Consider the following 24,588-nt stretch of genomic DNA (forward strand, 5'->3'; position numbering starts at 1 on the left):
GCAGGGCTTTTGTCTATACAAACGCCATTTTTGCGTTGCAAAATGCTTGTTGGGCTGTGCCCAATCCCCTTCATTCTGCACCGTTCCGATGCAGGCTGCGCGTTTTTTCAAAACGCTTCTATTTATATAAGGTAGAGCTTCAAGACATTTGCACTCTGCAATTTTGATGGAAACATCTCAAACCAAACGAACAGCCAGCAACGGCCTCAACAGTAAGTGAGGTCATGATGCTGGCTGTTCTTCGTTCAGAACGGAAAACATTCGACATTTTCGCTGGTTCATGGTACACTACATCCAATCCATGCGAATCAGTTGGAGGTGATTGTGTTGCTTTCCCTGTACTTAGCTGTTCTTGACGATCAAAGCAAAGAAGAACAATTTATAGATGTATATAATATCTACAAACGGCTGGTCTACCATACCGCTTACAAAATTATGGGCGATTCGTATCTGGCAGAAGATGTACTGCAAGAGGTGTTTTTGTACGTTGCCAAAAATTTTTCTAAAATTCATCGAGAAAACTGTCACGAACTCGCTGCTTATCTCGTTAGTTGTAGTAGAAGCCGTGCATACGATATGCTTCGCAAGCAGCGAGAAGAACCGCTGGAAGAAGTCCCGGACGCACCAGATGATGCCCCGGTGCCGGATGATGCAGCAGTCAGCACCGATAACATCCAATACCTGACAGAACTGATCGGACAGATGAAACCGATGTACCGTGATTCACTGCGCCTTTTGGCGATGGGCTACACCAACCGGGAGATTGCCGAATCGCTTGGACTGACAGATGAAGTGGTTCGGATGCGGCTTTTCCGTGGAAGAAAACTATTGTGGAAGGAGCTGAACAGCCGTGAGTGAGCGGACAGAGATTTCTTTTGATGCAGCTTTGATGATGGCACTCCGTGCAGATGCACAGAAAGAACTGGACGAGCTGCCAACTCCGGCCCAGCTTAAGGAACGCTACCCGGACACTTCCCGATGGGATGCTCGCCTGAAAGCGGCATTGCATAAACGCTGTCCGGTGCTGAAACGAGTGCTTGTTGTAGCCATGACGCTGGTAATTTTAACTCTCGGCGCGCTTGCAGTAAGTGCAGACTTCCGCAAGGCAGTCTACACGATGATTCAGAAGTTCTTGCCGATTGAGATGCAGCTGACGTATCAAGTGGACGGCGAACCGTTGGAACGATTACCGGATGGATACAGCGATCATTATGTGCTGGACGGCTTTGAAATGGACGATGCGCAGAAATTTGAACGAGCAGAAAACTTTTTACATGTTTACTCGTCAAAAGAAACAGAGGAAAGCTACACTGTCCGTTGTTCAATTATCCAGCCGGGGCAGCAGTCCCTATTTGATAATGAGCATACAGTGTACGAAACCGTAAAGGTCGGAGAAGCAGATGGCGTACTTGGAACTAGTACGGATGAACATGGAAAGAATGTTTATACTCTAAGTTGGGAATATCAGGGGATTACACATACCGTTATGGGAAACATTCCATACGATGAGATTATGAAAATTGCGGAAGGTATCCGTTAAGAAAGCCGGACACTTGTGAGAGTACACAAATGTCCGGCTTTCTTTTTGTCTGAACTTACAAAGATGGAAAATTTGAAAAAAATTTCTCCTGAAAATTGAAACGAAGCGAATGCGAATTGCGTTGATTATACAAAGGCTCTTGTTAGGAGCAAAAAAACGGAGGTGTATGTCTATGTCGAAAAAGCGTTTGTTGTCCATTGTTATTTCAGCGGTGATTCTCTTGAGTTTTGCCTGCACCGCAATGGCCGCTGAAAAGTCTGAGCGGTATGTAGGTGATAGTACGGTCAACGGATCCATTTACCAAACATACTATCAGGTTGATGCCCAGACACGAACTGGAGTAAAGAAAATCAGCGTTTCAGGCGTTCTCTATGAAAAGGGAACAATTGGAACATGGCAAAAAGTAAGTAGCTGCTCGAACAGCAGCACGACCTCAACCTGCATGGTGAGCAGTAACTTTAACACTAAGCCCGGAAAATCTTATAGGCTGGAGTATTCTGCGACCTTTAACTATTCCGATGGACGGAGTGAAACCATTACTGGAAGTGCCAGTAGATAAGTGAGGTTATTCATTTTAAAAAACTAATCCTAGAGATGATAGGTGAAGCCTTATCTTTGGAATAGAACACCTAAAGTATACCATTTCTATTAGAATAATCTACAGTGAGGGTTAATTATGAAAATTTGGAATAGATTCATATCGTTTGCACTTGCAACCACGCTTTTGCTAACCGTTCCTTTGGTCTCTTTTGCAGCAGGAACTAAAAACAGCACGAGTTCTGACTTCACGACCGTACAAAGCGCGTCAGGTGAATTGCTTGTTAGAGCCTATGATCTTGACAATGGTGACTCGGTTTTTGAACAGTACAATGATGGAAAATTGGTAAGCCGTTATACGGTTGACCGATCAAAAATGTTATAAATGAATTGGTTTATTCTTCGGATGGAACATCAAAACAGCTGCAGCGATTTATTCCGACAGAGAAGAATTTTGATATAGTCTTACCGCAATCTACAATGTCGCGTCGGTTGGGAAGAATTCGTTTCCAATATACAGATGGAACCGGAACGGGAATCTGCGGAGCATATGTGGATTATGTGAAAGAAACAGGAAACAAAAAATATGATATTAATGGAACATATAGAGATTTGGCAGGGTTGGCATCAGTTGTAGCAGGTGCCTTGTCATTACCTGCTGCTCCGGCACTTGCAATTTCCAAAACTGCACTCGCATATTTTGGTTTTGCTATGACGGCCGTGCAATTCACCATTCCACAGTGTAACCTTAATTCGCAGTATGAACAAATTGAATACACATTGACTGATATTAACCACTCTTCTCACAAAAATAGTTTTTGGGGAACCAAGTATGTTATAACGGAAAGTGGAAATAAGTTTAATAACACCTACACGGATGGCGAGTATTACCCCACAACATCTTGGGGAAATCAAAATTTTGGAATGACAATCTATAATTATCTGTTTACATACAGTAATTGGAATATTTATGCGTGGAACTAAAAAATATAAGATTGTTAAATGTTTCAGACATTTCGGTGCTATTATAATATTGCTATGGCTAATTTCTATCGTAAGATTTCCGTATTCTTTTGATAAATTGCAAGTGTTATCAAATAAAAATTTTGAAAGCGTTTCAAATTCTATGTTAACTCTTGTTGATTGTAAATCGACCGAATCGAAGTCTTCAATTGATTTTTTACTAACCGATGGAAAGCAATATTATATTATAACGGCAAAACGTTTCTTTATATGGAACCGATATGATTTATCTCAGCTGATGCCCTTCTCAGAAGAAACAAGTTATAGCTATACAGATTGTTTCACCAAGGTGAATGTTGTTCAATCAGGCAATACATTGTGTTTATATGAGGAAGGATATGTTCAACCTTATATCTTATCGTTTCTCTTTTTGTGCGTTGTGTTAATGCTCAATATTTTGGGAGATAAATCCACTCCAGAGGAATAGAGATAATGAAGTGCATTTATTGTGGAAGCGATATGCAGCTTGGAGGAATCGTCACGCAGGGAGTTTCAGCGATGTGGTTTCCTCAAGAAAGTCTGAAAAAATCACGTCTTTCAAAAATCATTTTTGAAGGCGGGATAGCTATAGGAAAGAAAGACTATTTATGGGGGACCGACGATACTAACAGATGCTTATTACTGTCGAAAATGCAAAAAATAATAGGAGTCTTTAGCATATAAATGCTTCAGATGGAGGTGATTCCAATGCAGATAATTTCCTTGAAAACAAGTTGAGCATGAGTTGAGGTACATTTATGAAATTTAGCGTACCGGAAATCTTGACAATTGTATCGACAGCAACAGTCATGGCGATTGCTTTTCTTGTGATTGCAAAGTACCTTATTCGATATGCTGTCACATTTTATGCAAAAATAAAAGGAGATGACTCAAAATGACCTTGAAGAAAAGATTGCTTGCGCTTTGTATGGCGGTGGTTATGGTCTTTTCGCTTTGTTCTATCTCTGCTTTTGCAGCGGCCCCAACGGATGACAAACAACCTGTTGTTATTGGAAGGTATGATGCACCTCTAAGCGAGTGCTTGGAACCTGGCATGGCTATGCAGGTAGGAATTGCTAACGTTCGGGTTAATTCCTACGCAACCTATGATAAGAATGATGGCGTACAGGTTCATGTTGAACTTTACGTTCCGTGGTACTCATCGCCAAAGCCGGAATTTACAGGTATGACAGGAAATGTCAAACTTACCATGAATGGCCAATCGACAAGTAAATACTTCTCTGAAGTCGCAACCGGGGACGAAACGATTAGTACAGATGTGGATACCGGTAGGAAAGCTAGTAGCGGAACAAGCGGTACAGTATTTGTTTCTGGAACTGCTGTAGCATTGAATGCTTTGGCAAACGGTGGCCAGTTCTCCATTTCCTACGACATCACGATTCCGTAATAAAAGCATTAGATAATGGGGATAAAAGCCACGATTCTTTAGAGCCGAAAGAAAAGAATCGTGGCTTTGTACGTTTGAATTATGGAGCAAGCCAAATGAATAAGAAATTGGAATTTTTTAGCAGTATGGCGGTTGCCTTTATAGTTTTGATATTGGTCTTTCTTTGCATTCGTTTTTCAGGTCAGGGAAAATTTGCTACACATGGAGGAACCAATCCGTCTGATGTAAAATGTATTTATACTTCAGTTTGGCCGGATAATGAATACACTAGGCTTATTTGTGAGCCGGAAAGTGGAACGATAGAATATATATTGGATGGTTCTAATGCTGGGTATTATGCAATCTTTTATAATAATATCTCTGAAGAAGAAATACAAAAATATATTGACCAATTGAAAACCTTAGGATACGCTGAAGAGGCATCGGCTTCAGAAAGCGTTTCGACAGGCGTTTTGCTAAGAAAAGATGAAACATGGATAAGCATTGCATACTCAGAGGGAGGATTTGGAATCCGGATTTCAGTAGAAAAATCCTGAATAAAAGAGATGCTGGGGAATTCCGGTTATCCCTATATTGGGGCGGCAGAAGAAAAAAATACTCTTTACAAATATTTGAAATCTATTTCTACAGATGAAGAATATGCTGAAATAGCATCAAGAATCCTAGACGAATGGCTGTCGGAAAGTGATGGCTCCTAATTTTATCAAAAAAGTGGTGATTCCAATGCAGAAAAAATAGAATACATATTTCGAAAATTGCTACCATCAAACTGTCAAAGAATACAAGTCAAACGGTTCTTTGATTCGTTCTAAAACGGATTACTATCAGGCCATTGGTGGTTAAGTCACTCCGTTTGTAAGGAAAGGGTTGAAAATGGATTTTCTTAAACAAAAAGGGCCATTAGCAAGAGAATTCTGCAACACGTTGATTTACATTATTTCGTTAGTGTCATTAAAGCCTTCAAGCCTTCAGAGGGTGTTGACAGAACTTCAATGGAATGGGATGTGGTTCTTTTCTCTGGCATTTTTCGCTGTCATCTTTATGGAAATGCTGTCCGATTTTTTGCTGGTTACAGATCGCTGCACTGCATGGAAAGCATTAAATGGAAATGTCAGCGAAGCCGAATTTCACAATCTTCAGCAGATTGTCCTATGCAAAAATCAGAAAGTTTCCATTGAGAAGAAACTTGCAAGTACGATACTACTGGTTCTGATGATATGTGCAACTGCTGCATTTGTGTGGTTTACCTTTTTGGCTTGACTGAATAATTTTGGTATTTTGAATTCACATTCTTAGAAATCAGTTTTCAAAAGCAAAAATCCGCCGAGGAATCCTCCCGAAAAAAACGGGAAGAATCCTCGGCGGATTTCGTTTATCGTGTTGGCTCTTTTTCGGCTGTGTCTTTTTCCTCTGCAAAAAACATCTCTACATTTTTCTGAGCTTTCATCAACTCCTGCATCTCATCTTGTGCCTTCCGGTAGTCTGGGTATGCTTCTTTCTTCTTTTTCAGAAGTTCAGCGTATTCGATGCTCAAGTCCTTAGTCTTTGGCAGCTTTTTCAATCCAGCTTCATCAAAAGCAGCTTTTGCAGCCTTATGCAGCGTGATTTCTTCCCGGTGGGCTTCCAGAAATCTCTTACTGTACCCGGCTTTGCGGTAGGCATCATAAACCGGACGTGTCCGGGCGTAATTAACGATGTGCGTCCGCAGAACGGCAATCTCGGTCATGCGCGCTTCTGCAGCTTTAATGGAATCGCCCAACTCGTGATAGCGAGCAGTTGCTGCATCCACACGTTCCTGCATTTCTTTAATGCTGCCGATTTTATGCTCCTGTAAGAAAATCAGCGTCTTGGACATTTCTTTCAGATTATATCGCTTTGCCCAGCGAGCATACCCCATGCTCTTTCCCTCGGCCAGCTTTGCCTGAATGTCCACCAGCATCTGAAACTTTTGTTCCGGTACGATGCGCTTCTGCTTCTGCCGGGGATGGTGTTCGGCTTCCCCAGAGATAACAGCTTTCAGTTCTTCTTCACTATATCCTGCGCCCAAAGTGCGGAACCGGATGAATCGCTTCTGCCGTGCGCCTTTGACGGAGGTGTATTTTCCACGCTTGACCTCATAACCCTGCTGCTCCAGTCCTTGCAGAAAATCTTCGTAGTCTTTGGGCTTTTCCGCCAGAACAGTGTCAATCACGCCACATAGACGGTCACGATTGCTTTCTTTGGGCGGGTAGAGTGTGCGCTTCTGCCGCTCCCGATAGGGCTTTATCTCAATGACGGAAAGCTGATGCTCTAAGCAGATCAGATCGCTCAACCGTTGCACAGCCAGCCCGGACAATAAAAAATCCCGGAATTTCCGGATGCTGTCCAACGCAGTGGAGTTGTAGATAATGTGATTATGAATGTGTTCCCGGTCCGTGTGGGTTGCAACGATAAACGCATACTTGCCTTTGGTGAAACGCATTGCCAGCTCATAACCCACCTTGTTGGCTTCTTCGGCGGTGATCTCGCCGGGTTTGAACGACTGCCGGATCTGATAGGCAATCACGTCACTTTTTTGTCTGCGCCCAGTGACAAGTTCATACTGCCGTTTGGACAGCATAAATTCTTCATCCACCGTCAAAGGACTGCATTCGTAACTGCTGACCAGTTCGCCCTGCTGTGTCTTGTCCGGGTTCTGGGCGTAATCCGTGCGGCTTTTCAGGCAGGCCGCAACGGATTTCCCCTTGTTTTTGTGCAGTGCAATCAATCTTGTTGCAGCCAGTTTGACCACCTCCCGGCAAAAAGAAAATGCCGCACAGTGGCGGCATAAAAATTTTATAATTCTGCAATCCAGCCGCTGAACCATTCCACGGCTTCTACAATGACCGTTCCGGCGGTGAGGAGCAGGAAGCAGCCAAACTCCGCCACCAGCAAGATCAAAAACTGCATCCACTCCTGGCAGTACAGTGTATAAAGGCCGCAGCCGAAAATATACAGCATGGGCAGTGCCAGCACAAACGCCGACAGGTTCAGCGTCCATTTCAGCATCAGTACCAGAAATGCACTCAGGAGAACCACAGGAAACAGGAGAACTCTTGCTACGAATTTCATATTGACACCGCCTTTCTGCTTTCAGTATATGGATAGAGCATGAGCCTGTCAATGGTGTTGCCGCCTATGTACCCCCGCAGCCCTCCAACTGCGGGGAGAAATTTAGAGATCAGCCAGCCGGGAAAGAATCTGCCGACCAATCTCAATCAGTTCATCCAGCCGCTGCTGCAGGTCCTCCATGTCGGCGGCATAGACCCGACCATTTTCATTGGCGGCTTTGGCGTACTGATTCAGGTTGTTGCTGCACATCTGCAAGAGATATGCCATGCGTTGCAGGTCTTTCAAGTCAAGGTGCAGGCAATAGCCGTCCAGTGCCATCTTGCGGATATAGGCACTCAGGCTTCGGATGCCCATGCTGAGCATTTTTTCATAGATACGGTTCTTTTCTGTTTTGCTCAAGCGCAGGATGATGGTTTCATCCCGTTTTTCCCTCACCGGGCATCACCATCCTTGTCGTAATAACTGCAGAAGGGCTTCACCGGCTCCGGCTTGTCGGATTTTTCTTCCAGAGCCGCCAGCACCGAGGGGCGGCGAGGCTCGTCCTCCTGTTCTTCCTCGTCCTGTTCCGGCTCGTGGCTCTTTTCGTCCACATCCAACTGAGCGTTCAGCTCTGCAAGCCGTGCTGATTTTTCAGCCAGTTCTTCCTCCTGCGGGAAGGGCTTTTCCACCTCAATTTGCGCCGCCGCCTGCTGCTGATGCAGGGTATCCAGTTCGTTTTCTGCGGCGGTGATGCGTTCCGGGAAGTTGTTCAGGGAGTTATCCAGACGGATGATGTTGCCCAGTGGGTCGGTGCCCAAAGGCACCGTGTACTTTTGCTGCCCCTTCAAAAGTGCCTGATACTCCGTGCGGAAGGTGTCGAACCGCAGGGACAGCTCAAAGCCCCGGTAGCTGCCGATCACTTTTTCTTCGGCGTTGGGCAGTTCGGAACAGGCGAGCACCAGACGTTCGCCGGCGGTCTTTTTCTCGTCGTAGGTCACGCCCCTGATGGTCATACCGCAGAACTCCTCCTTGCCCTGCGGGTGGGCGGCGGCAAGCTGCGCGTCCGCTTTCAGCCCGGCGATGTGGGCGTTCGTTTCCTGAATGTCAGCCGGGAATTTTGTCAGCAGCTTGTCTTGCAAGCGGAATTTCTGGCTCTGGTGGTCGGCTTTCAGAACCTTGAGTTTTGCGACCTGAACATCCAAATCCATCTTCTCCTTGATGAGCGGATTTCCGGCACACAGTGCCTTGATTTCGGCGTAAGATAGCGCCTGCTCATCCACATCCTCGCAGGAGCGCACCGGGGATTTTGAAGTCATGATTTGGCTGATAAACCGCTGTTTATTTTCCAAAGTTTGGAACAAATAACTGTCAAATGTCCCTTCCGTAACGTAATTGAACACCTTGACTTCCTTATTCATATTGCCCTGCCGGATGATGCGACCATTGCGCTGGGTCATGTCGCTGGGCTTCCAGCCAACGTCCAAGTGATGCACCGCCACAAGCCGGGATTGCACGTTGGTGCCCGCTCCCATTTTTGCCGTACTTCCGAGCAAAACTCGCACATCGCCGGAGCGCACTTTGGAGAACAGCGCCGCCTTTTTTGCTTCGGTGTCAGCATTGTGGATAAATTCGATCTCGTTTTCCGGCACACCGGCGGCGATCAGCTTTTTGCGAATGTCATCGTAGACGTTGAAATTGCCATCGTTTTTCGGTGTCGAGAGGTCGCAGAACAAAAGTTGGGTCAACTTCTGTTCTTTACCCTCCTCCCAGATTTTCAACACATTTTGAACGCATACGTTCAATTTGCTGTTGGGATCATCTGGCAGCATGGGGTTCATCAAGCGAACGTCCAAGCCGATTTTGCGCCCATCGTTTGTGACGCAGAGCATATTGTCCACGGAGGCATCCACTGCACCGGAGTGGATTTCTGCAGCACGTTTGCTCAGTTCCTGCACCATTTCCTTTTGAATTTCGGACGGCTTTGCCACCACGGTTTCAAACTTTGCGACCGGCACCGGCAGATGAAGCTGGTCGCTAGTTTTAATGTCCGCAACCTCCTTGAACATGGACATCAACTCAGGGAGGTTGAAAAACTTGGCGAACCGGGTGCGGGCACGGTAGCCGGTACCCTCCGGGGCAAGTTCAATGGCCGTGGTCGTCTCACCAAAGGTGGATGCCCAGCAGTCGAAGTGCGTCAGCTTTTTCTGCTGCAAGGTGCTGTACTGGAGGTACCGCATGACCGTGTACAACTCGGTCATGGAGTTGCTCACCGGGGTGCCGGTAGCGAATACCACGCCACGCCCGCCGGTGATCTCGTCCAGATAGCGGCACTTGCCGAACATATCGCTGGATTTCTGGGCTTCGCTGGTGGATAATCCAGCGACATTCCGCATTTTTGTGGTCAAAAAGAGGTTCTTGTAGAAATGGCTCTCGTCCACAAAGAGCCTGTCAACGCCCAGTTGCTCAAAGGTGATTACATCGTCCTTACGCTCATCGGAGCGCAGTTTTTCCAGCTTGGTTTCCAGCGTTTTCCGGGTCTTTTCCATCTGCTTGATGGAGAAATTCTCGCCTGCGTGGACTTTCAGCTCATTGATGGCGGCAAGCGTTTCATAAATTTGCTCCTGAATAATACGCTCCTGCCGCTCAAAGGACAGAGGAATGCGCTCAAACTGGCTGTGCCCAATGATGACAGCATCGTAGTCGCCGGTGGCGATGCGGGCGCAGAATTTTTTGCGGTTTGCGGTCTCAAAATCCTTGCGCCGTGCCACCAAAAGTTTGGCGTTGGGGTAGAGGTTCAGAAAATCCGATGCCCATTGTTCCGTCAGATGGTTGGGCACTACGAACAAGGATTTCTGGCACAGCCCCAGCCGTTTCGCTTCCATAGCGGATGCCGCCATTTCGTAGGTCTTGCCCGCACCAACTTCGTGTGCAAGCAACGTATTACCGCCATAAAGCACATGAGCAATGGCGTTGCGCTGGTGCTCCCGGAGGGTGATCTCCGGGTTCATGCCCACGAATTTGATGTGACTTCCGTCATACTCACGGGGACGGGTAGAGTTGAACAGCTCGTTGTACTGCTTCACCAGCGCAATGCGCCGCTGGGGGTCTTGCCAGACCCAGTTGGCAAAAGCGTCCTTGATGACCTGCTGTTTCTGCTGAGCCAGCATGGTCTCCCGCTTGTTCAACACACGTTTCGGCTTGCCCTCGGCATCCTCAATGGTGTCGTAGATGCGGACATCTTTCAGATTCAGGGTCTCCTCCAAGATCTTGTAGGCATTGGCACGGCTGGTGCCGTAGGTTTCGGAGGAGATAATATCCCCTCTGCCGGTGGCAGTTTTGCCCTCCACGCGCCACTCTGCGGTATAAGGAGAATATCTCACCTTGACTGCATGGCGCAGATAGTAGGGAATCTGGAACGTCTCGGTCATAAACTTCTGGATAATGTCCGGGTCCAGCCAAGTAGCACCCAGCCGTATATCAATTTCAGATGCTTCCAGTTCTCTGGGCTGCGCTTTGGTCAAAGCCTCCACATTGATCTTGAACTCCGGGTGGCTTTCAGCGGCAAGCTGAGCCATGCGCAGTTTATTCCGCACATTGCCGGAAAGATACTCGTCCGCAGGTTGCCAGCCGGCTTCCGGGTCGTCTGCATCGGCGGCGGGATCTTTGAAAATCACACCGGACAGTTCGGTGGTAATGCGCCTGTACTCGCCGGGTGTGCCCAGCAGTTCTGCCATATAAGGCAGGTCTACTTTGCCGTGTTCCCCGATGGACACTGCCAGTGCTTCACTGGGGGTATCCACGCTGGTGACAACACGCTCTGGCCGAATCGTCCGCTTGGTGAACATATCTGCCTTGGACTTAAGATTTTTATTCTCGTCCAGATTCTCCAGCGAGCAGAGCAGATAGTAGGAACTGTCATCATCGAACAGGCGGGCATTTTTCTTGTCGTTAATCAGGCCGTATTTTGCAGTAAAGGCATCGTAGGCGGCGTTCAATTTTGCTTGCGATGCCTTAATGTCCTCGTCCGGGAAGTCATTCAGCTGCTGCTGAATCAGTTCGTTGACGATGCCTGACGAATCAAAGTGTCGATCTGCTTTCCATAGTTGGTGCGGCTGTCCGTCATGGTGAGCAGGATGCCCTCGATTTTCAGCTTTGGGTTGATCTGCCGATGCACCTTGTTGATGGTCTGCAAAAGCTGTTCCAGACCTTTCGCGGAAAGGTACTGTGCCTGTACGGGTATCAGAGCAGTGTCTGCCGCCGCCAGCGCGTTAATGGTCAGCATCCCAAGGGAGGGAGTGCAGTCCAACAGAATATAGTCATAGTCCTGCTTTGCACTGTCCAAGACTTGCTTCAGCATTTTTTCCCGGCTCATGGTATTGACAAGGGCAACTTCCAGCCCTGCCAGCTCAATGTTGGCCGGGATGAGGTCTACACCCTCTGCATGGTGCAGCACACCTTCACCGGGCGGAATGCACTGGTCGTTCATGGCTTTCTGCATCAGGGTAGAAAGAGTAACGGGCAGTTCGTCCGGCTTCTGCCAGCCCATACTAATGGTGAGTGAACCCTGCGGGTCAGCGTCTACAAGTAGGACCTTCTTACCCTCGGCGGCAAGACCGACACCCAAGTTTTCACAGGTTGTTGTTTTGCCAGTGCCTCCCTTTTGGTTGACAATGGCAATCGTGGTTGCTTTTTTGGAAATTTTTATCACCCCCGTTTCGCTAAATCGTGGTTGGTCTGATTCTGATAGTAAAGCTGCATGGTGGTCGTTGCGTTGTACAGAGAAGCGAGCAGGTATTGCTTCATGTTCCTGATTGGGCTGCTGTTCTCTGCAAGGCACTTCAACACAAATTTGATGTGGTCAGCGTTCAGCTTCATAAACCGACTGCGTACCACCTCGGCGGGCTTATCGTCCCCAGCAATGTGCAGCAGCTTACGGTTGGTAGCGCAGGTGTCCACCAGCAAGTCTACGATCTGGTAGATAATGTCCTCGTCATCCGGGCAGAGCCGGAGCAAAAGGTCTATCTCCAAAGACTGAGAAAAATATTCTTCCAGTTGGGTGCGTTTGCTCATCCCATCCGCTTCTTCAGAATAGAATGGATCAGTCTCACTCATTTCAGTATCATTCTCTATTACAATAAACATGGAACCGGATATGGCAGCCAGCCATATTCCATTCCAACTCGTACCTAAGCTACAATAAGAGAGTAATCGGCTAACGCATCATTCTCTGGGCTTCTACGCCCGTTCTAAAGACAGTTGACCATCTCTCTTGTTGTAGCATTCGTTTTAAGCAGGTTGAGCCACCCGCCAAGCGGAGCGTTCGTGTCACCCAATAGATTGAATCGGCAACGAGTAAAAGATGGATTCCGGTTGCAAATACAAAGTAATGGAGGAACCGTTATGAACGCTGTAGGCATTGACGTTTCCAAAGGAAAGAGCATGGTTTGCGTCATGCGCCCCTTTGGAGAAGTAGTACTCGAACCCTTTGAAGTTTTACACACCGCCCAAAGCCTGAACGATCTGGCTGGGAAGCTCAAAGCTTTGGACGGAGAGACCCGTGTCGTCATGGAAGCCACCGGGAATTACCACAAACCAGTTGCTTTCGTTTTACACGATGCGGGCTTATTCGTTTCCGTAGTCAATCCTGTTCTGATTCATGACTATGACAACAACAGTTTAAGACGTGTCAAAACGGATAGAAAAGACGCTGTTAAAATCGCCAACTATACGCTCGACAAGTGGACACGGCTACGACAGTATCTTCCCGAAGATGATACCCGGCTGGCTTTGAAGAATTGTTATCGTCAGTACCAGCAAGCCGTGGCAGTTCGTACTATGCTGAAGAATAATCTGATCTCATCTCTTGACCTGACCTTTCCAGATGCAAACAAGCTATTTTCAAGCCCCGCAAAGAGCAACGGGTGCGAAAAATGGGTCGATTTCATTGGAGACTTCTGGCACAGTGAGTGTGTTTCAAGCCTTTCCTCTGATGCCTTTGCTAAAAAGTATTTAAAGTGGTGTCAGAAGCACGGATATAATTTCACTCGCTCAAAATCGGATACGATCTATGCCTGTGCAGTCAATGCTGCTTCTCTTCCAAAATCCCCAACCTCAAAACTCCTTATTCAGCAACAGGTCGCTCAGCTGAAAGCCGTATCTCAGTCCGTGGCTGCATTCCAGCAGGAGATGCTTCGCCTTTCTCAACAGCTTCCGGAATTTGATACTGTGATGGAAATGTACGGCGTCGGCCCTTCTCTCGGTCCTCAACTGATGGCTGAGATCGGAGATGTCCGTCGTTTCTCATCCAAGAAATCACTCATTGCATTTGCAGGAATTGAACCGCAGCCAAATGATTCTGGCAAGATTGTGGGCAACGATAGCGGAATTAGTAAAGTGGGTTCGGCTGTTCTACGTAGGACGCTCTTTCTGATTATGACTGTCATCTTGAAGACACAACCTCAGGATGAGCCGGTTTTTCAATTCATGAACAAAAAGCGCTCTGAGGGAAAACCCTACAAAGTTTACATGATGGCTTCAGCCAACAAGTTCTTGCGAATCTATTATGCTAGAGTGAAAGCTGTAATGGACTCCAAACACTCAAAATAAGCATGGATATTTGTTTTTGGTCGTAATTTCCTCTTGAGCCTGAGCTGAATTCAAAGAACCGCTTAGCTGGCGCAGCGAACCCTTGACAAACCGAAGCATTCAAATGCTATCCTGATTTTGCGAGGGCTGGCTGGGCTTGCTTTGCTATCCCCTCCGTCGCCCTCGCTGTGTTTTGACCAGCATTTGAATACTGTTTGTCATGGGCAGCGGTCGGTTAGCGAATTTTCTTGTTTTGGGACTTGACTTTTATTAGCAGGTCTTTAGTCTTATTACATCGTGATTTTGAAGGGTCTTGACTTGCGTTTTTGAAGCCTCCAGAATCGTGAAAATCACGATTCTGGAATATTGATTTTGACGATTCTGCCGAAAAGTTCTTCACATACACCAAACTTGGCTTTCCCAGACCTCTGCGTTTTCGTTCAATCAGACCAAACTTTTCGAGTTCCCGGAGCAGCTTGGTCGCTTTGTTGTCTGCGCAACACAACGCCCTCTTGACATCCTCTATCGTGAAGATAATGAACACCCGGTTCTGCTCGTCCAGCCAGCCGTTTTTCACAGACAGGCTCATGCGGTCCAGCAGGATGCCGTACAGGGTTTTTGCATCGGTGGACAGACTCTGGAACCGTGGCTCCTGAAAAAGAGCCTTGGGAATGCGGTAGAACGAAAACAGTTCTCCGGCTTGTCCGTAAAAGTAGTCAAGGGTCATGTGGCTTTTTCAACGTTTTGCTCCAGCTTGTGTTCAAAAAATCAACCGCCTTTCGTTTGAAAATAAAAAGCGCACTCTTTTCTTATTGAAAAGTGGTGCGCTATGTAATATAATGGCTATATAATTTAGCTATCCAAAAGATAGTCGATGAGATATTCTTTCGGAATCATGAAAGATCGTCCGACTTTCAGGCAGCGAATTCTATGTTGATGGATTCTTCTGATGATGGCAGTCTGGCTTTTGAAACCGAGTAAAGTTGTTGCTTCTTCGACAGACAGCACATCAGGATAGTTCACAAATAATTTTTTATAATACTCTTTTGCTTGATTTTGATTCATTATCCTTGACTTTCCTTTCGTTTTGTGCCTAAGCAGAGGAGCGTTTTGCCCTGCATCCCTCCTGAACATCCCTCCAATTTCCATTTGGGCGGTCCAAACCGAAAAAACAGAGTAGAGGAAAAACGCATCGAAAAATCGTGGATATTTCAAATTATTGTTCGTTGAGGCGTGAATTTTGCCTTTGCAGAGTGGGAACCAGATATCACTAGATATCACTGGATGACACCAGATGGAAGATGCGGATAAAAACTCAAAATCCCTTGTGCTAATAACACGTGTGGGTTCGACCCCCACCACCGGCATAAAAAGGAAGCCCTCCAGCTTGTCTGGGGGGCTTCCTTTTTATCTGCGGCGTGTGAGCGGGTCGAACAGCACGACCCTGCACAGCAGGGGAGCAATCAGCCCTGCGGGCTGTTGCTCAGTGCGCGGGAGACCCCCACCACCGGCATAAAAGCCCATCAGGCATTCATCCGATGCCGTTAAGTTAAGAGGCTAAAGAAAAATAGACTTCATCAAAAAGATGAGGTCTATTTTTTTTGAAAAAGATCAGAAACAGATTTTGCGCACCCTTTGCCGGATATGCCAAGGCCCCCGCAGAACACGGGATCTGCAGGGGCCTTGCGGGCAATATTTTTACAGCATTTTGACCGCCAGTGCTTCACTGGTGCGATCCTGTGCGGCGTTGGCATTTTCGGGGTCGTCCATGGTGTAGCGCAGCACCAGCACTTCAGCCACATACAGCAGCGCCACCTTGACCGGGATGTTGCCGGAGTCCAGCGGGCTTTCCTGCGCACCACACAGCAGCACGATATCCGCCAGCTTTGCGCCGGGCGAATCCTCATAATGGGTGAGCAGAATGATCTTTGCGCCCGCCGCCTTGGCCGCGCGCAGCGTTTCCAGCATATCGCGGGTAGCGCCGGAATAGGAAACGAACAGCACCACATCCTCCGGGGTCATCAGGCTGGCCGTGATCAGCTGCATATGGCTGTCGCCTGCCGTGCGGAACTTGGTGGAGATGCAGGCAAAGCGGGCGCAGATATCATTTGCAATATACATGCTGCCGCCCTGACCAAGGCAGTACACCTGCCGGGCCTTGTGCATCAGCTCCGAAGCCTTGTCCACCGCCTCCGGCGAAAGATTGTTCTGGGTGCCGTTGATAGTAGTCATCAGCAGGGCGCTGGCGTGCTCGCACAAAGCTGCCGTGTCGGCATCCGGCTCCGGCACATGCTGGTTGACCAGTGCACCGGTGGCGTTGGCCTGCGCCAGCGAAATGCGCATTTCATGATAGCCCTCAAACCCCAGCGCCCGGCAGAAGCGGAACACCGTTGCCTCTGCCACACAGCACTCCTTTGCCAGCGAGGAGATGGACAGATACTGTGCCTCTGCCGCGTGCTGCACAAGATAGTCCGCCACGGTGCGGCCCGATTTTGTCAGGTCGCCCTGATGCTGCTGCAGCAGCTCCCAAAAATTCGTTGCCATTTTTCTTTTTCCTCTTTTCCGGCGCAGCAGTCCACCGACCCGGATCAGCTGCCGACCGTTTCATTCACCTTTATAAAAAGTATAAAAGAATCGTCCCCGCTTCGCAAGAGACGCATTGCCCACATTTTGGCTCGCAGTTCTGTGCAGAGCACACAGTTTTGGCGGAAAAACCGGCCATTTTGTGAAAATATCTTTCAATTTTGCATTTTTGTTTAGAAAAACATTTTCACTATCGTTTTGGTGGGTTTGTACCATTTTGTAATAGTTTCAGAAGAGTAAAGCAAGATTTTCTTTGCATTTCAACATATATCCCACACTTTTGTGCACAATGCACACTGTCATTCTGAAAATTTATGAAAACCATGAATGGACAAAATGAAAATATTTTTCTATAATGGAGCCATCAAGAGCGGCCGCTGGCACGGCAGGCCGCCAACAACGTGAAGCATCTTGAATGCGAAGGAGAAACTACTATGAAAAACTGCATTTCCCGCCGTTCGTTCCTGAAGGCCGCTGGCATTCTGGGCGCAGCCGGCGCTCTGGCCGCATGCGGCGGCTCTTCTGCAAGCACCAGCACTGCTGCTTCCACCGCAGGTTCTACCGCTGCAAGCGCAGCTGCTTCTTCCACCAGCATCAAGCTGTGGACATACCCCATCGGCGGCTGGGGCAACGACGAGACCGTTCAGGGTCTGGTTTCCAGCTTCAACGCAAAGTATCCTGACATCAAGGTCACTGTGGAGTATCTGGACTACACCAACGGCGACGATCAGGTGAACACCGCCATCGAGGGCGGCAGCGCACCCGATCTGATCATGGAAGGTCCCGAGCGTCTGGTTGCAAACTGGGGCGCAAAGGGCGTTATGGCTCCGCTGAACGACCTGTGGACCGACGATGCCAAGAAGGACATTTACGAGTCCGTTGAGTCCGCCTGCAAGGACACTGCCGGCAACTACTACGAGTATCCCCTGTGCATGACCGCACACTGCATGGCCGTGAACATGACCAAGGTCAAGGAAGTGGGCGCTGACCAGTACATTGATACCGACAAGCATACCTGGAGCACTGACGGCTTCCTGAAGACCGTTGATGCCCTGTACAACGGCGGTTACGAGAACGTTGCAGCCATCTACTGCGCAGGTCAGGGCGGCGACCAGGGCACCCGCGCCATCATCAACAACATGTACGGCGGCACCTTTACCGATGCAGCCCACACCAAGTACACTGCTGACTCCGCCGAGAACATCAAGGCGATCCAGACCCTGCACGACACCAAGGGCATCAACTTTGACGCTTCCATCGCAGGCGGCGACGAGATCACCCTGTTCCGCAACGGCACCCTGCAGATGGCATTCTGCTGGAACATTGCACAGCAGGCCAACAGCGACAACAACGCCGCCGGTCTGACCAACGATGGCGACGAGATCTTCCCCATGGCCTTCCCCACCGAAAGCGGCGACCCGAAGCTGTGTGGCGGCATCTGGGGCTTCGGCATCTTTGATAACGGCGACGAGGCCAAGATCGAAGCAGCCAAGACCTTCATCGACTTCATCGCTGCCGACCCCGATCAGGTCAAGGACAGTGTGCTGGCTTCCACCTACTTCCCGGTCCGCACCAGCGTGGGCGATATCTACGCCGACAACGAGATCATGAGCGAGTACAGCAAGTTCATGGCTTATCTGGGCGACTACTACCAGATCACTCCGGGCTGGGCAACCGCACGTACCGAGTGGTGGAACATGCTGCAGCGCGTCGGCTCCGGTGAGGATGTCGAGACTGCCGTCAAGACCTTTGTGGACAACGCAAACGCTGCCGCACAGGCATAAGCCCATCCACTCTGCCGGGGGCAGATAATTATTGACGCTTCGCCCCTTCCTCGAAGATCCCGACGAGGGAGGGGCTTTATTTGTAAAAAAAAAAATCATAACCGAAAGGAACGGTGATTCTCTTGGCTGCAAAAACGGCGATCAAAGAGCCTAAGCGCAGCAGTGCGCTGGTACGGCGCGAGACCTTCGCTTCCTATTGCTTCCTGCTGCCCAGCCTGATCTTCTTTCTGGGCTTTGTCATCTATCCCATGGTGCTGTGCGTGGTGACCAGCTTCTTCGATTCCACCATGAACCGTGCCGATATCTTTGTGGGCCTTGCAAACTATAAGGAACTGTTCACAGACCCCATCTTTCTGGGTGCCTTAAAGAACACCTTCATCATCGTGGTGGTGTCCGTGCCCGTGACCTGCGCCTTCTCGCTGTGGGTCTCCTCTGCCATCGTAGACCTGCCCGAGTGGGCTACCAGCCTTTTCCGTTGCGTGTTCTACCTGCCCGTGGTCACCGGCTCTGTGGCTGTTACCGTGGTGTGGAAGTGGATGTACAACAACTACTATGGCATCTTCAACTATCTGGGCAAGACTCTGGGCCTCATTGACAAGAACATCAACTGGCTGGGCGATGAGCGCTTTGCTCTGGGCTGCATCATCCTGATCCTGCTCACCACCTCTGTGGGCCAGCCCATCGTGCTGTACGTTTCCGCTCTGGGCAATGTGGACCAGTCCATCGTGGAAGCTGCAGAAGTGGACGGTGCCACCGATTTCCAGTGCTTCTGGAAGATCAAGTGGCCCGCCATCATGCCCACCACCCTGTACATTCTGGTCATTACCACCATCAACTCCTTCCAGTGCTTTGCGCTGATCCAGCTGCTGACTTCCGGCGGCCCCAACCACAGCACCGATACCATCATGTACTACATCTACTACACCGCCTTCAAGCTGTACCGCTACGGCTACGGCAACGCAATGGGTGTTGTGCTGGCAATCATCATCGCCATTCTGTCGGCTGTCCAGTTCAAGCTGGGCAACCAGGATAATTAAAGGAGGTGCCGGACAATGAGTGCAAATGCCGCTGCAAAAAAGCAAAAACCGTTGAAGCGTCACCCCAGCAAGCTCAAGAGAATGAGCGCCTACATGATCCTGACGCTGATCCTCATCAGCATCGTCGCGGTGCTGTTCGCCTTCCCGCTGTACTGGATCATCACCGGTTCCTTCAAGACCGGTGCCGCCATCAACGCCACCACCCCGGAATGGTGGCCCAGCCAGTGGGTGCTGACAAACTATCAGAAGCTGTTCTCCGGCAAGAGCGCCCCGCTGTGGCAGCTGGCTGTGCCCTTTGGCTCCAAGTTCAGCGCTAACGGCGAGCCCATCTACTTCTCGGTAGGCCCCACCGCTCCCGCTGCCATCCGCTGGATGATCAACACCGTGTTCATGGCCGTCATGTCCATGATCCTCACCTGCATCACAGCCGCCATGGCCGGCTATGCACTGGCAAAAAAGCGCTTTGTAGGCCGCAAGCTGCTGTTCACCCTCATCGTGTGTGCAATGGCTCTGCCCAAGCAGGTCATTCTGATCCCCCTGCTGCGCGAAATGAGCAGCCTGAACCTGTACAACACCATCTGGGCCGTCATCTTCCCCATCGTGGGCTGGCCCTTTGGTGTGTTCCTGATGAAGCAGTTCAGTGAGGGCATCCCCACTGAGATGCTGGAAGCAGCCCGCATCGACGGTGCAAGCGAGGCCAAGACCTTTATCGACATCGTGCTGCCCATGGTCAAGCCGGGCATCGGTGCACTGGCCATTTTTACCTTCATCAACAGCTGGAACGACTACTTCATGCAGTTGATCATGCTGTCCAGCACCAGCAACCTGACCATTTCTCTGGGCATTGCAAAGCTGCAGGCTGAGAACAGCACCGACTTTGGCCTGATCATGGCAGGTGCCGCACTGGCTGCTGTGCCTATCATCATCATCTTCCTCATTTTCCAGAAGTACTTTACCAAAGGCATCGCAATGGGTGCTGTTAAGGGCTAAAATCCCGACCGCCGCCTGCGGCGGAAACAGGGAGGGATTTTTGGCGCAGCGGTCTGCAAGACGCAAGGCCCGCCCAAGGGCCGAAGCGGATGCAGGGCACCGCAAGAGGGCGCTGATGCCGCTGCCCGGAACAGAAAGCGTACGAGCTTGATGCAAAACCATTTCATCTGTATTTATTACTATTTTTAAAGAAGGGTTTGGAACATGAAAGATATCAAAAAATATCAGGGTGTCATCCCCGCCTTTTACGCCTGCTACGACGCAGAGGGCAACATTTCCACCGAGGGTGTCAAGGCCCTTACCCGCCATCTGATCGCCAAAGGCGTCAAGGGCGTGTATGTAGGCGGTTCCTCCGGCGAGTGCATCTACCAGCACGTAGATGAGCGCAAGGCCGTTCTGGAAGCCGTGATGAGCGAAGCCAAGGGCAAGCTGACCGTCATTGCGCATGTCGGCTGCAACAATACCGCCGACAGCGTGGAGCTGGCCCGCCATGCCGAGAGCGTGGGCGTGGATGCCATTGCATCCATTCCTCCTATCTACTTCCACCTGCCGGAGTACGCCATTGCAAAGTACTGGAACGATATGTCCGCTGCTGCTCCCAACACCGAGTTCGTCATCTACAACATCCCGCAGCTGGCAGGCACCGGCCTGACCATGAGCCTGCTGAAGGAAATGCTCAAGAACCCCAATGTAGTGGCTGTGAAGAACAGCTCCATGCCCACCCAGGACATCCAGATGTTCAAGGATGCCGGTATCGCCGCCCGCGGCGAGGGGAACTTTGTGGTGTTCAACGGCCCCGATGAGCAGTTTGTTTCCGGCCGTGTGATCGGCGCAGACGGCGGCATCGGCGGCACCTACGCCGTCATGCCCGAGCTGTATCTGGCCATGAACGACCACATCAACAAGGGCGAAATCAAGCAGGCTCAGGAGATCCAGTACGAGGCCGACCGCATCATCTACAAAATGTGCGAAGCCCACGGCAACCTGTACGCCGTACAGAAGGAGATCCTGCGCCGGATGTACGGTCTGGAGCTGGGCGGCGTGCGCGAGCCGATGCCCGGCCTGATCCCGGAAGATGAAGCCATCGTGGCCGAAGCACAGGCCATGATCGAAGCTGCCATCGCAAAACTGTAAAATTGAAGCAGCGCCCCTCTCCGTCTCTTTTCAGAGGGGAGAGCGGGCGCTTGTTTTTGGAGGGACGTTTTATGATCTGTGATACCCTGCAGCACCTGACGCGCTACAAGGGCCTTTGCAAAAATCTCGACACGGCCATTGATTACCTGCTGACCCACGACCCTGCCAGCCTGCCTCTGGGCCGCACCGAGGTGGATGGCGAGGAAGTATTCATCAACACGATGGATGCCACGCTCCATTCGGACGATGGCTACCACCCGGAATATCACAAAAAGTATGCTGACCTGCAGCTCGACATCACCGGCAGCGAGGGCTGGGGCTTTACCACAAATCCCGGCAGGGAGATCGGCGATTTTACCGGCGACTGCGGTTTTCAGGACAGCGCCAGTGTCGTGACCGGCACACTGGGCGAAGGACGCTTTGTGCTGTTCTTCCCCACGGAGCTGCACAAACCCGGCCTTGTACAGCACGGCTGTGTGGGCGTGCGCAAGGCTGTTGTAAAGATTCGGATGGAGGATTGAACGATGGATAAGGAAAAACTGTTTGCTCAGATCAAGGGCGGTCTGATCGTCTCCTGTCAGGCACTGGAGACGGAGCCCCTGTACACGAAAGAGGGCGGCGTGATGCCGCTGATGGCGAAAGCCGCCGCCATGAGCGGTGCTGTGGGCATCCGTGCCAACACCGTGCGCGACATTACCCAGATCAAGCAGGTGGTGGATCTGCCGGTCATCGGCATCATCAAAAAGGACTACCCCGGCACGCCCATGTACATCACCGTTACCATGAAGGAAGTGGACGAGCTGGTGGAGTGCGGCGTGGACATCCTTGCCGTGCAGGGCACCGGTGCCCTGCGCCCGGACGGCTCCACCTCTGCCCAGTTCATCCGCGCCATCAAGGCAAAGTACCCCGACCAGCTGGTCATGGCCGACTGCGACAACCTTGAAAACGCCATGGCCTGCGCCGAAGCCGGTGCCGACTTTGTGGGCACCACCATGCGCGGCTACACCCCGGAAACAAAAGGCATTGACGATATCGACTTTGATTTTGTCCATAAGCTGGCCGCAGAGTGCCCGGCAAAGGTCATTGCCGAGGGCCACATCCACTACCCGGAGCAGGCGGTCAAGGCGCTGGAAGCCGGTGCATTCGCACTGGTGGTGGGCGGTGCCATCACCCGCCCGGCAGAGATCACGGCCCGCTTTACCGGTGCCATCAACGCCGCAAAAAAGTAAAATGGAGTGTGCCGGATGAAACAGTATTTTGGCATTGATATCGGCGGCACTGCCGTCAAGCTGGGCATCGTGGATGAGACCGGCAGGGTGCTGCTCAAGGGCGAAGAGAGTGTCAGTTTTGACGGCTACCAGACGCCTGTTCTCACCACCGTGCGCAGGGCCGCAAAGGAGTTTTTGACTGCAAATTCCATCCCGGTGGAAAGCCTTGCGGGCATCGGCGTTTCGGCCACCGGTCAGATCGACAGCCGCAAGGGCATCGTGGCCGGTACCTGCGGCAACTTTCCCAATTACATCGGCAGCCCTATCAAGGCTGCGCTGGAAAAGGACTTCGGCCTGCCCGTCACAGTGGCCAACGACGCCAACTGCATGACACTGGGTGAAGTGTGGGTCGGCGCTGCACAGGGCTATACGGACGTGATCGGTGTGACCCTTGGCACCGGCGTGGGCGGCGGCATCCTGACCGGAGGCCATTTGTTAGAGGGCGCGCGGGGCCTTGGCGGTGAGCTGGGCCACTACCGCACCCATGCACTGGACGGTGTGGACTGTACCTGCGGCGCAAAGGGCTGCTGGGAACGCTACGCTGCCACCACCGCGCTGGTGCGCGCCGCACAGGAAAAGAGCCCCGATTGGAAGGATGGCCGCGCCATCTTTGCCGCAGCCGAAGCAGGCAACGAGACAGTTCTTGCCCTGCTGGACCACTGGACGGACGAGATCGCACAGGGCCTTGCAGGCATGGTGCACATCTTCAACCCGCAGCTCATTCTGATCGGCGGCGGCGTGAGCGCGCAGCAGAAACTGCTGATCGAACCCATTGCCGCAAAGGTGAAAGCATCGGTCATGCCCGCCTTTGCAGAGGGACTGGAAGTGCGCGCCGCTCAGCTGCACAACGATGCCGGTATGGTGGGCGCAGTGTACTACTTCCGGCAGACCATGGAAAAGGAGTAATCATATATGAAAACACATATCCTCTGTCTGGGCGATTCCAACACCCACGGCTACTGTGCCGATCCGAACGACTGCGCCGACCACGGCATCCGCTTCAATGAAGAGGAGCGCTGGACCTGCCGCCTGCAGAAGGCGCTGGGCGAGGAATATCTTGTGACGGAAGAGGGCCTTTCCGGCCGCACCACCGTATTTGTGGACCCCATCCACGAATCCATGGATGCCCTCAGCGTCATCTATGCCCTGCTCAAGAGCCACGAGGTCATCGACCTGCTCATCATCATGCTGGGCACGAACGATGTGAAGGAGCGCTTTGGTGCCAATGCCGCCTGCATTGCTGCAGGCATGGAGCGGCTCATCCTCAAAGCAAAGAGCGTAGACTGCTGGGGCACCAAGCAGCCCAACATTCTGGTGGTGGCACCTCCTCCCATCGGCGCAGGCTTCCACGACGCTGTGATGGGCGATGGCTGTGTGGAAAAATCTGCCGGTGTGGCAGAGCAGCTCCGCATCATCTGCGAGCGGCAGGGCGTGCACTTCCTGGACGCAAAGGACTGCGAGTTCAACAAGGTGGATTTCATGCACCTGACCCGCAAGGGCCACGCACAGCTGGCGGAGCTGCTGGCAAAAGAAGTACCGGGCCTGATCTGAGCAGAGCACGATTTTAAAAGCTCCGCTCTGAGCATCTTTAGCGGAATTATTATTTTTATTGGGTTCTCAAAAAGCCTGCGGGCTTTTTGAGAACTTTTTT

At 50.6% G+C, this 24,588-nt stretch carries 23 protein-coding genes and 3 pseudogenes; 18 read left to right on the top strand and 8 right to left on the bottom strand.

The window, feature by feature from the left end; genetic code table 11:
* Positions 1 to 324: 324 nt before the first annotated feature.
* From MTP41_RS04530 to MTP41_RS04570, 9 genes are all read left to right on the top strand, one after another.
* Positions 325 to 858, top strand: coding sequence for an RNA polymerase sigma factor (locus MTP41_RS04530; RefSeq protein WP_249236290.1), 534 nt, complete (start codon positions 325 to 327; stop codon positions 856 to 858).
* Positions 851 to 1,540 (top strand): DUF4367 domain-containing protein, encoded by a 690-nt coding sequence (locus MTP41_RS04535; protein WP_097791873.1) that lies wholly within the window; start codon positions 851 to 853, stop codon positions 1,538 to 1,540. Before MTP41_RS04530 ends, MTP41_RS04535 begins: the two co-directional genes overlap by 8 nt.
* A 172-nt stretch (positions 1,541 to 1,712) precedes the next feature.
* Entirely contained in the window at positions 1,713 to 2,099 is a 387-nt protein-coding gene (locus MTP41_RS04540) for a hypothetical protein (RefSeq protein ID WP_227612091.1), read from the top strand.
* 117 nt (positions 2,100 to 2,216) lie between these two features.
* Positions 2,217 to 2,462, top strand: coding sequence for a hypothetical protein (locus MTP41_RS04545; protein WP_249236291.1), 246 nt, complete (start codon positions 2,217 to 2,219; stop codon positions 2,460 to 2,462).
* A gap of 167 nt (positions 2,463 to 2,629) precedes the next feature.
* A complete protein-coding gene (locus MTP41_RS04550) occupies positions 2,630 to 3,061 on the top strand; it encodes a hypothetical protein (RefSeq protein WP_249236292.1) in 432 nt (143 codons plus the stop codon).
* Positions 3,062 to 3,532: 471 nt separating this feature from the next.
* A complete protein-coding gene (locus MTP41_RS04555; RefSeq protein WP_015565838.1) occupies positions 3,533 to 3,763 on the top strand; it encodes a hypothetical protein in 231 nt (76 codons plus the stop codon).
* 211 nt (positions 3,764 to 3,974) lie between these two features.
* Positions 3,975 to 4,487: a hypothetical protein gene (locus MTP41_RS04560; RefSeq protein WP_015565839.1), complete on the top strand. Its 513-nt coding sequence runs from the start codon at positions 3,975 to 3,977 to the stop codon at positions 4,485 to 4,487.
* A 95-nt stretch (positions 4,488 to 4,582) separates the two neighbouring features.
* Positions 4,583 to 5,023: a hypothetical protein gene (locus MTP41_RS04565; RefSeq protein WP_005929376.1), complete on the top strand. Its 441-nt coding sequence runs from the start codon at positions 4,583 to 4,585 to the stop codon at positions 5,021 to 5,023.
* A gap of 337 nt (positions 5,024 to 5,360) precedes the next feature.
* Positions 5,361 to 5,747: a hypothetical protein gene (locus MTP41_RS04570; protein WP_097785778.1), complete on the top strand. Its 387-nt coding sequence runs from the start codon at positions 5,361 to 5,363 to the stop codon at positions 5,745 to 5,747.
* 112 nt (positions 5,748 to 5,859) lie between these two features.
* On the opposite strand, the gene MTP41_RS04575 is transcribed toward MTP41_RS04570, so the two are convergent.
* From MTP41_RS04575 to MTP41_RS04600, 5 genes and pseudogenes are all read right to left on the bottom strand, one after another.
* Positions 5,860 to 7,248 (bottom strand): relaxase/mobilization nuclease domain-containing protein, encoded by a 1,389-nt coding sequence (locus tag MTP41_RS04575; protein WP_097785791.1) that lies wholly within the window; start codon positions 7,246 to 7,248, stop codon positions 5,860 to 5,862.
* A gap of 431 nt (positions 7,249 to 7,679) precedes the next feature.
* Entirely contained in the window at positions 7,680 to 8,012 is a 333-nt protein-coding gene (locus tag MTP41_RS04585) for a plasmid mobilization protein (RefSeq protein ID WP_097785780.1), read from the bottom strand.
* Positions 8,009 to 11,551 (bottom strand): DEAD/DEAH box helicase family protein, encoded by a 3,543-nt coding sequence (locus MTP41_RS04590; protein WP_330220998.1) that lies wholly within the window; start codon positions 11,549 to 11,551, stop codon positions 8,009 to 8,011. Before MTP41_RS04590 ends, MTP41_RS04585 begins: the two co-directional genes overlap by 4 nt.
* Before the next feature lie 71 nt (positions 11,552 to 11,622).
* Positions 11,623 to 12,261: pseudogene (locus MTP41_RS04595) on the bottom strand (ParA family protein); the annotation flags it as partial.
* Positions 12,261 to 12,683 (bottom strand): annotated as a pseudogene (locus tag MTP41_RS04600) (DUF6017 domain-containing protein); the annotation flags it as partial. The pseudogenes MTP41_RS04600 and MTP41_RS04595, both read right to left, overlap by 1 nt.
* 273 nt (positions 12,684 to 12,956) lie before the next feature.
* Between MTP41_RS04600 and MTP41_RS04605 the strand changes: the two are divergent.
* Positions 12,957 to 14,162 (top strand): IS110 family transposase, encoded by a 1,206-nt coding sequence (locus tag MTP41_RS04605; RefSeq protein WP_154244678.1) that lies wholly within the window; start codon positions 12,957 to 12,959, stop codon positions 14,160 to 14,162.
* 256 nt (positions 14,163 to 14,418) lie between these two features.
* Here the strand turns inward: MTP41_RS04605 and MTP41_RS04610 are convergent.
* From MTP41_RS04610 to MTP41_RS04620, 3 genes and pseudogenes are all read right to left on the bottom strand, one after another.
* Positions 14,419 to 14,868, bottom strand: a pseudogene (locus MTP41_RS04610) (replication initiator protein A); the annotation flags it as partial.
* Between the two features lie 125 nt (positions 14,869 to 14,993).
* Positions 14,994 to 15,509, bottom strand: coding sequence for a helix-turn-helix domain-containing protein (locus MTP41_RS04615; RefSeq protein WP_120120587.1), 516 nt, complete (start codon positions 15,507 to 15,509; stop codon positions 14,994 to 14,996).
* Positions 15,510 to 15,839: 330 nt separating this feature from the next.
* Complete coding sequence (locus MTP41_RS04620; protein WP_097776409.1) at positions 15,840 to 16,685, bottom strand: MurR/RpiR family transcriptional regulator; 846 nt, start codon at positions 16,683 to 16,685, stop codon at positions 15,840 to 15,842.
* A gap of 473 nt (positions 16,686 to 17,158) precedes the next feature.
* Between MTP41_RS04620 and MTP41_RS04625 the strand changes: the two genes are divergently transcribed.
* The 8 genes from MTP41_RS04625 to MTP41_RS04660 all read left to right on the top strand — a co-directional run bounded on the left by MTP41_RS04625 (position 17,159) and on the right by MTP41_RS04660 (position 24,488).
* Entirely contained in the window at positions 17,159 to 18,508 is a 1,350-nt protein-coding gene (locus MTP41_RS04625; protein WP_249236293.1) for an extracellular solute-binding protein, read from the top strand.
* Between the two features lie 113 nt (positions 18,509 to 18,621).
* Positions 18,622 to 19,545, top strand: a complete 924-nt coding sequence (locus MTP41_RS04630; RefSeq protein ID WP_173012868.1) for a carbohydrate ABC transporter permease — start codon at positions 18,622 to 18,624, stop codon at positions 19,543 to 19,545.
* A 15-nt stretch (positions 19,546 to 19,560) separates the two neighbouring features.
* Positions 19,561 to 20,535: a carbohydrate ABC transporter permease gene (locus tag MTP41_RS04635; RefSeq protein WP_005944590.1), complete on the top strand. Its 975-nt coding sequence runs from the start codon at positions 19,561 to 19,563 to the stop codon at positions 20,533 to 20,535.
* 204 nt (positions 20,536 to 20,739) lie between these two features.
* Positions 20,740 to 21,669 (top strand): dihydrodipicolinate synthase family protein, encoded by a 930-nt coding sequence (locus MTP41_RS04640; RefSeq protein ID WP_097775095.1) that lies wholly within the window; start codon positions 20,740 to 20,742, stop codon positions 21,667 to 21,669.
* A 71-nt stretch (positions 21,670 to 21,740) separates the two neighbouring features.
* A complete protein-coding gene (locus MTP41_RS04645) occupies positions 21,741 to 22,190 on the top strand; it encodes a YhcH/YjgK/YiaL family protein (protein ID WP_005944594.1) in 450 nt (149 codons plus the stop codon).
* 3 nt (positions 22,191 to 22,193) lie between these two features.
* Entirely contained in the window at positions 22,194 to 22,898 is a 705-nt protein-coding gene (locus tag MTP41_RS04650; RefSeq protein WP_249236294.1) for an N-acetylmannosamine-6-phosphate 2-epimerase, read from the top strand.
* A 15-nt stretch (positions 22,899 to 22,913) separates the two neighbouring features.
* Positions 22,914 to 23,843 carry an ROK family protein gene (locus tag MTP41_RS04655; protein ID WP_249236295.1) on the top strand — a complete coding sequence of 310 codons (930 nt, stop codon included), beginning with the start codon at positions 22,914 to 22,916 and terminating at the stop codon, positions 23,841 to 23,843.
* 6 nt (positions 23,844 to 23,849) lie between these two features.
* Entirely contained in the window at positions 23,850 to 24,488 is a 639-nt protein-coding gene (locus tag MTP41_RS04660) for a GDSL-type esterase/lipase family protein (RefSeq protein ID WP_249236296.1), read from the top strand.
* Positions 24,489 to 24,588 lie beyond the last annotated feature (100 nt).

Source organism: Faecalibacterium sp. I4-3-84 (assembly GCF_023347255.1).
GTDB lineage: Bacteria > Bacillota > Clostridia > Oscillospirales > Ruminococcaceae > Faecalibacterium > Faecalibacterium taiwanense.

What these genes read in the sequence shown, in the direction of transcription:
- MTP41_RS04540 (WP_227612091.1), top strand. Translation starts at nt 1,713, where the DNA reads ATGTCGAAAAAGCGTTTGTTGTCCATTGTTATTTCAGCGGTGATTCTC.
- MTP41_RS04545 (WP_249236291.1), top strand. Translation starts at nt 2,217, where the DNA reads ATGAAAATTTGGAATAGATTCATATCGTTTGCACTTGCAACCACGCTT.
- MTP41_RS04555 (WP_015565838.1), top strand. Translation starts at nt 3,533, where the DNA reads ATGAAGTGCATTTATTGTGGAAGCGATATGCAGCTTGGAGGAATCGTC.
- MTP41_RS04560 (WP_015565839.1), top strand. Translation starts at nt 3,975, where the DNA reads ATGACCTTGAAGAAAAGATTGCTTGCGCTTTGTATGGCGGTGGTTATG.
- MTP41_RS04565 (WP_005929376.1), top strand. Translation starts at nt 4,583, where the DNA reads ATGAATAAGAAATTGGAATTTTTTAGCAGTATGGCGGTTGCCTTTATA.
- MTP41_RS04570 (WP_097785778.1), top strand. Translation starts at nt 5,361, where the DNA reads ATGGATTTTCTTAAACAAAAAGGGCCATTAGCAAGAGAATTCTGCAAC.
- MTP41_RS04605 (WP_154244678.1), top strand. Translation starts at nt 12,957, where the DNA reads ATGAACGCTGTAGGCATTGACGTTTCCAAAGGAAAGAGCATGGTTTGC.
- MTP41_RS04615 (WP_120120587.1), bottom strand. Translation starts at nt 15,509, where the DNA reads ATGCCGGTGGTGGGGGTCGAACCCACACGTGTTATTAGCACAAGGGAT.
- MTP41_RS04620 (WP_097776409.1), bottom strand. Translation starts at nt 16,685, where the DNA reads ATGGCAACGAATTTTTGGGAGCTGCTGCAGCAGCATCAGGGCGACCTG.
- MTP41_RS04625 (WP_249236293.1), top strand. Translation starts at nt 17,159, where the DNA reads ATGAAAAACTGCATTTCCCGCCGTTCGTTCCTGAAGGCCGCTGGCATT.
- MTP41_RS04635 (WP_005944590.1), top strand. Translation starts at nt 19,561, where the DNA reads ATGAGTGCAAATGCCGCTGCAAAAAAGCAAAAACCGTTGAAGCGTCAC.
- MTP41_RS04640 (WP_097775095.1), top strand. Translation starts at nt 20,740, where the DNA reads ATGAAAGATATCAAAAAATATCAGGGTGTCATCCCCGCCTTTTACGCC.
- MTP41_RS04645 (WP_005944594.1), top strand. Translation starts at nt 21,741, where the DNA reads ATGATCTGTGATACCCTGCAGCACCTGACGCGCTACAAGGGCCTTTGC.
- MTP41_RS04650 (WP_249236294.1), top strand. Translation starts at nt 22,194, where the DNA reads ATGGATAAGGAAAAACTGTTTGCTCAGATCAAGGGCGGTCTGATCGTC.
- MTP41_RS04655 (WP_249236295.1), top strand. Translation starts at nt 22,914, where the DNA reads ATGAAACAGTATTTTGGCATTGATATCGGCGGCACTGCCGTCAAGCTG.
- MTP41_RS04660 (WP_249236296.1), top strand. Translation starts at nt 23,850, where the DNA reads ATGAAAACACATATCCTCTGTCTGGGCGATTCCAACACCCACGGCTAC.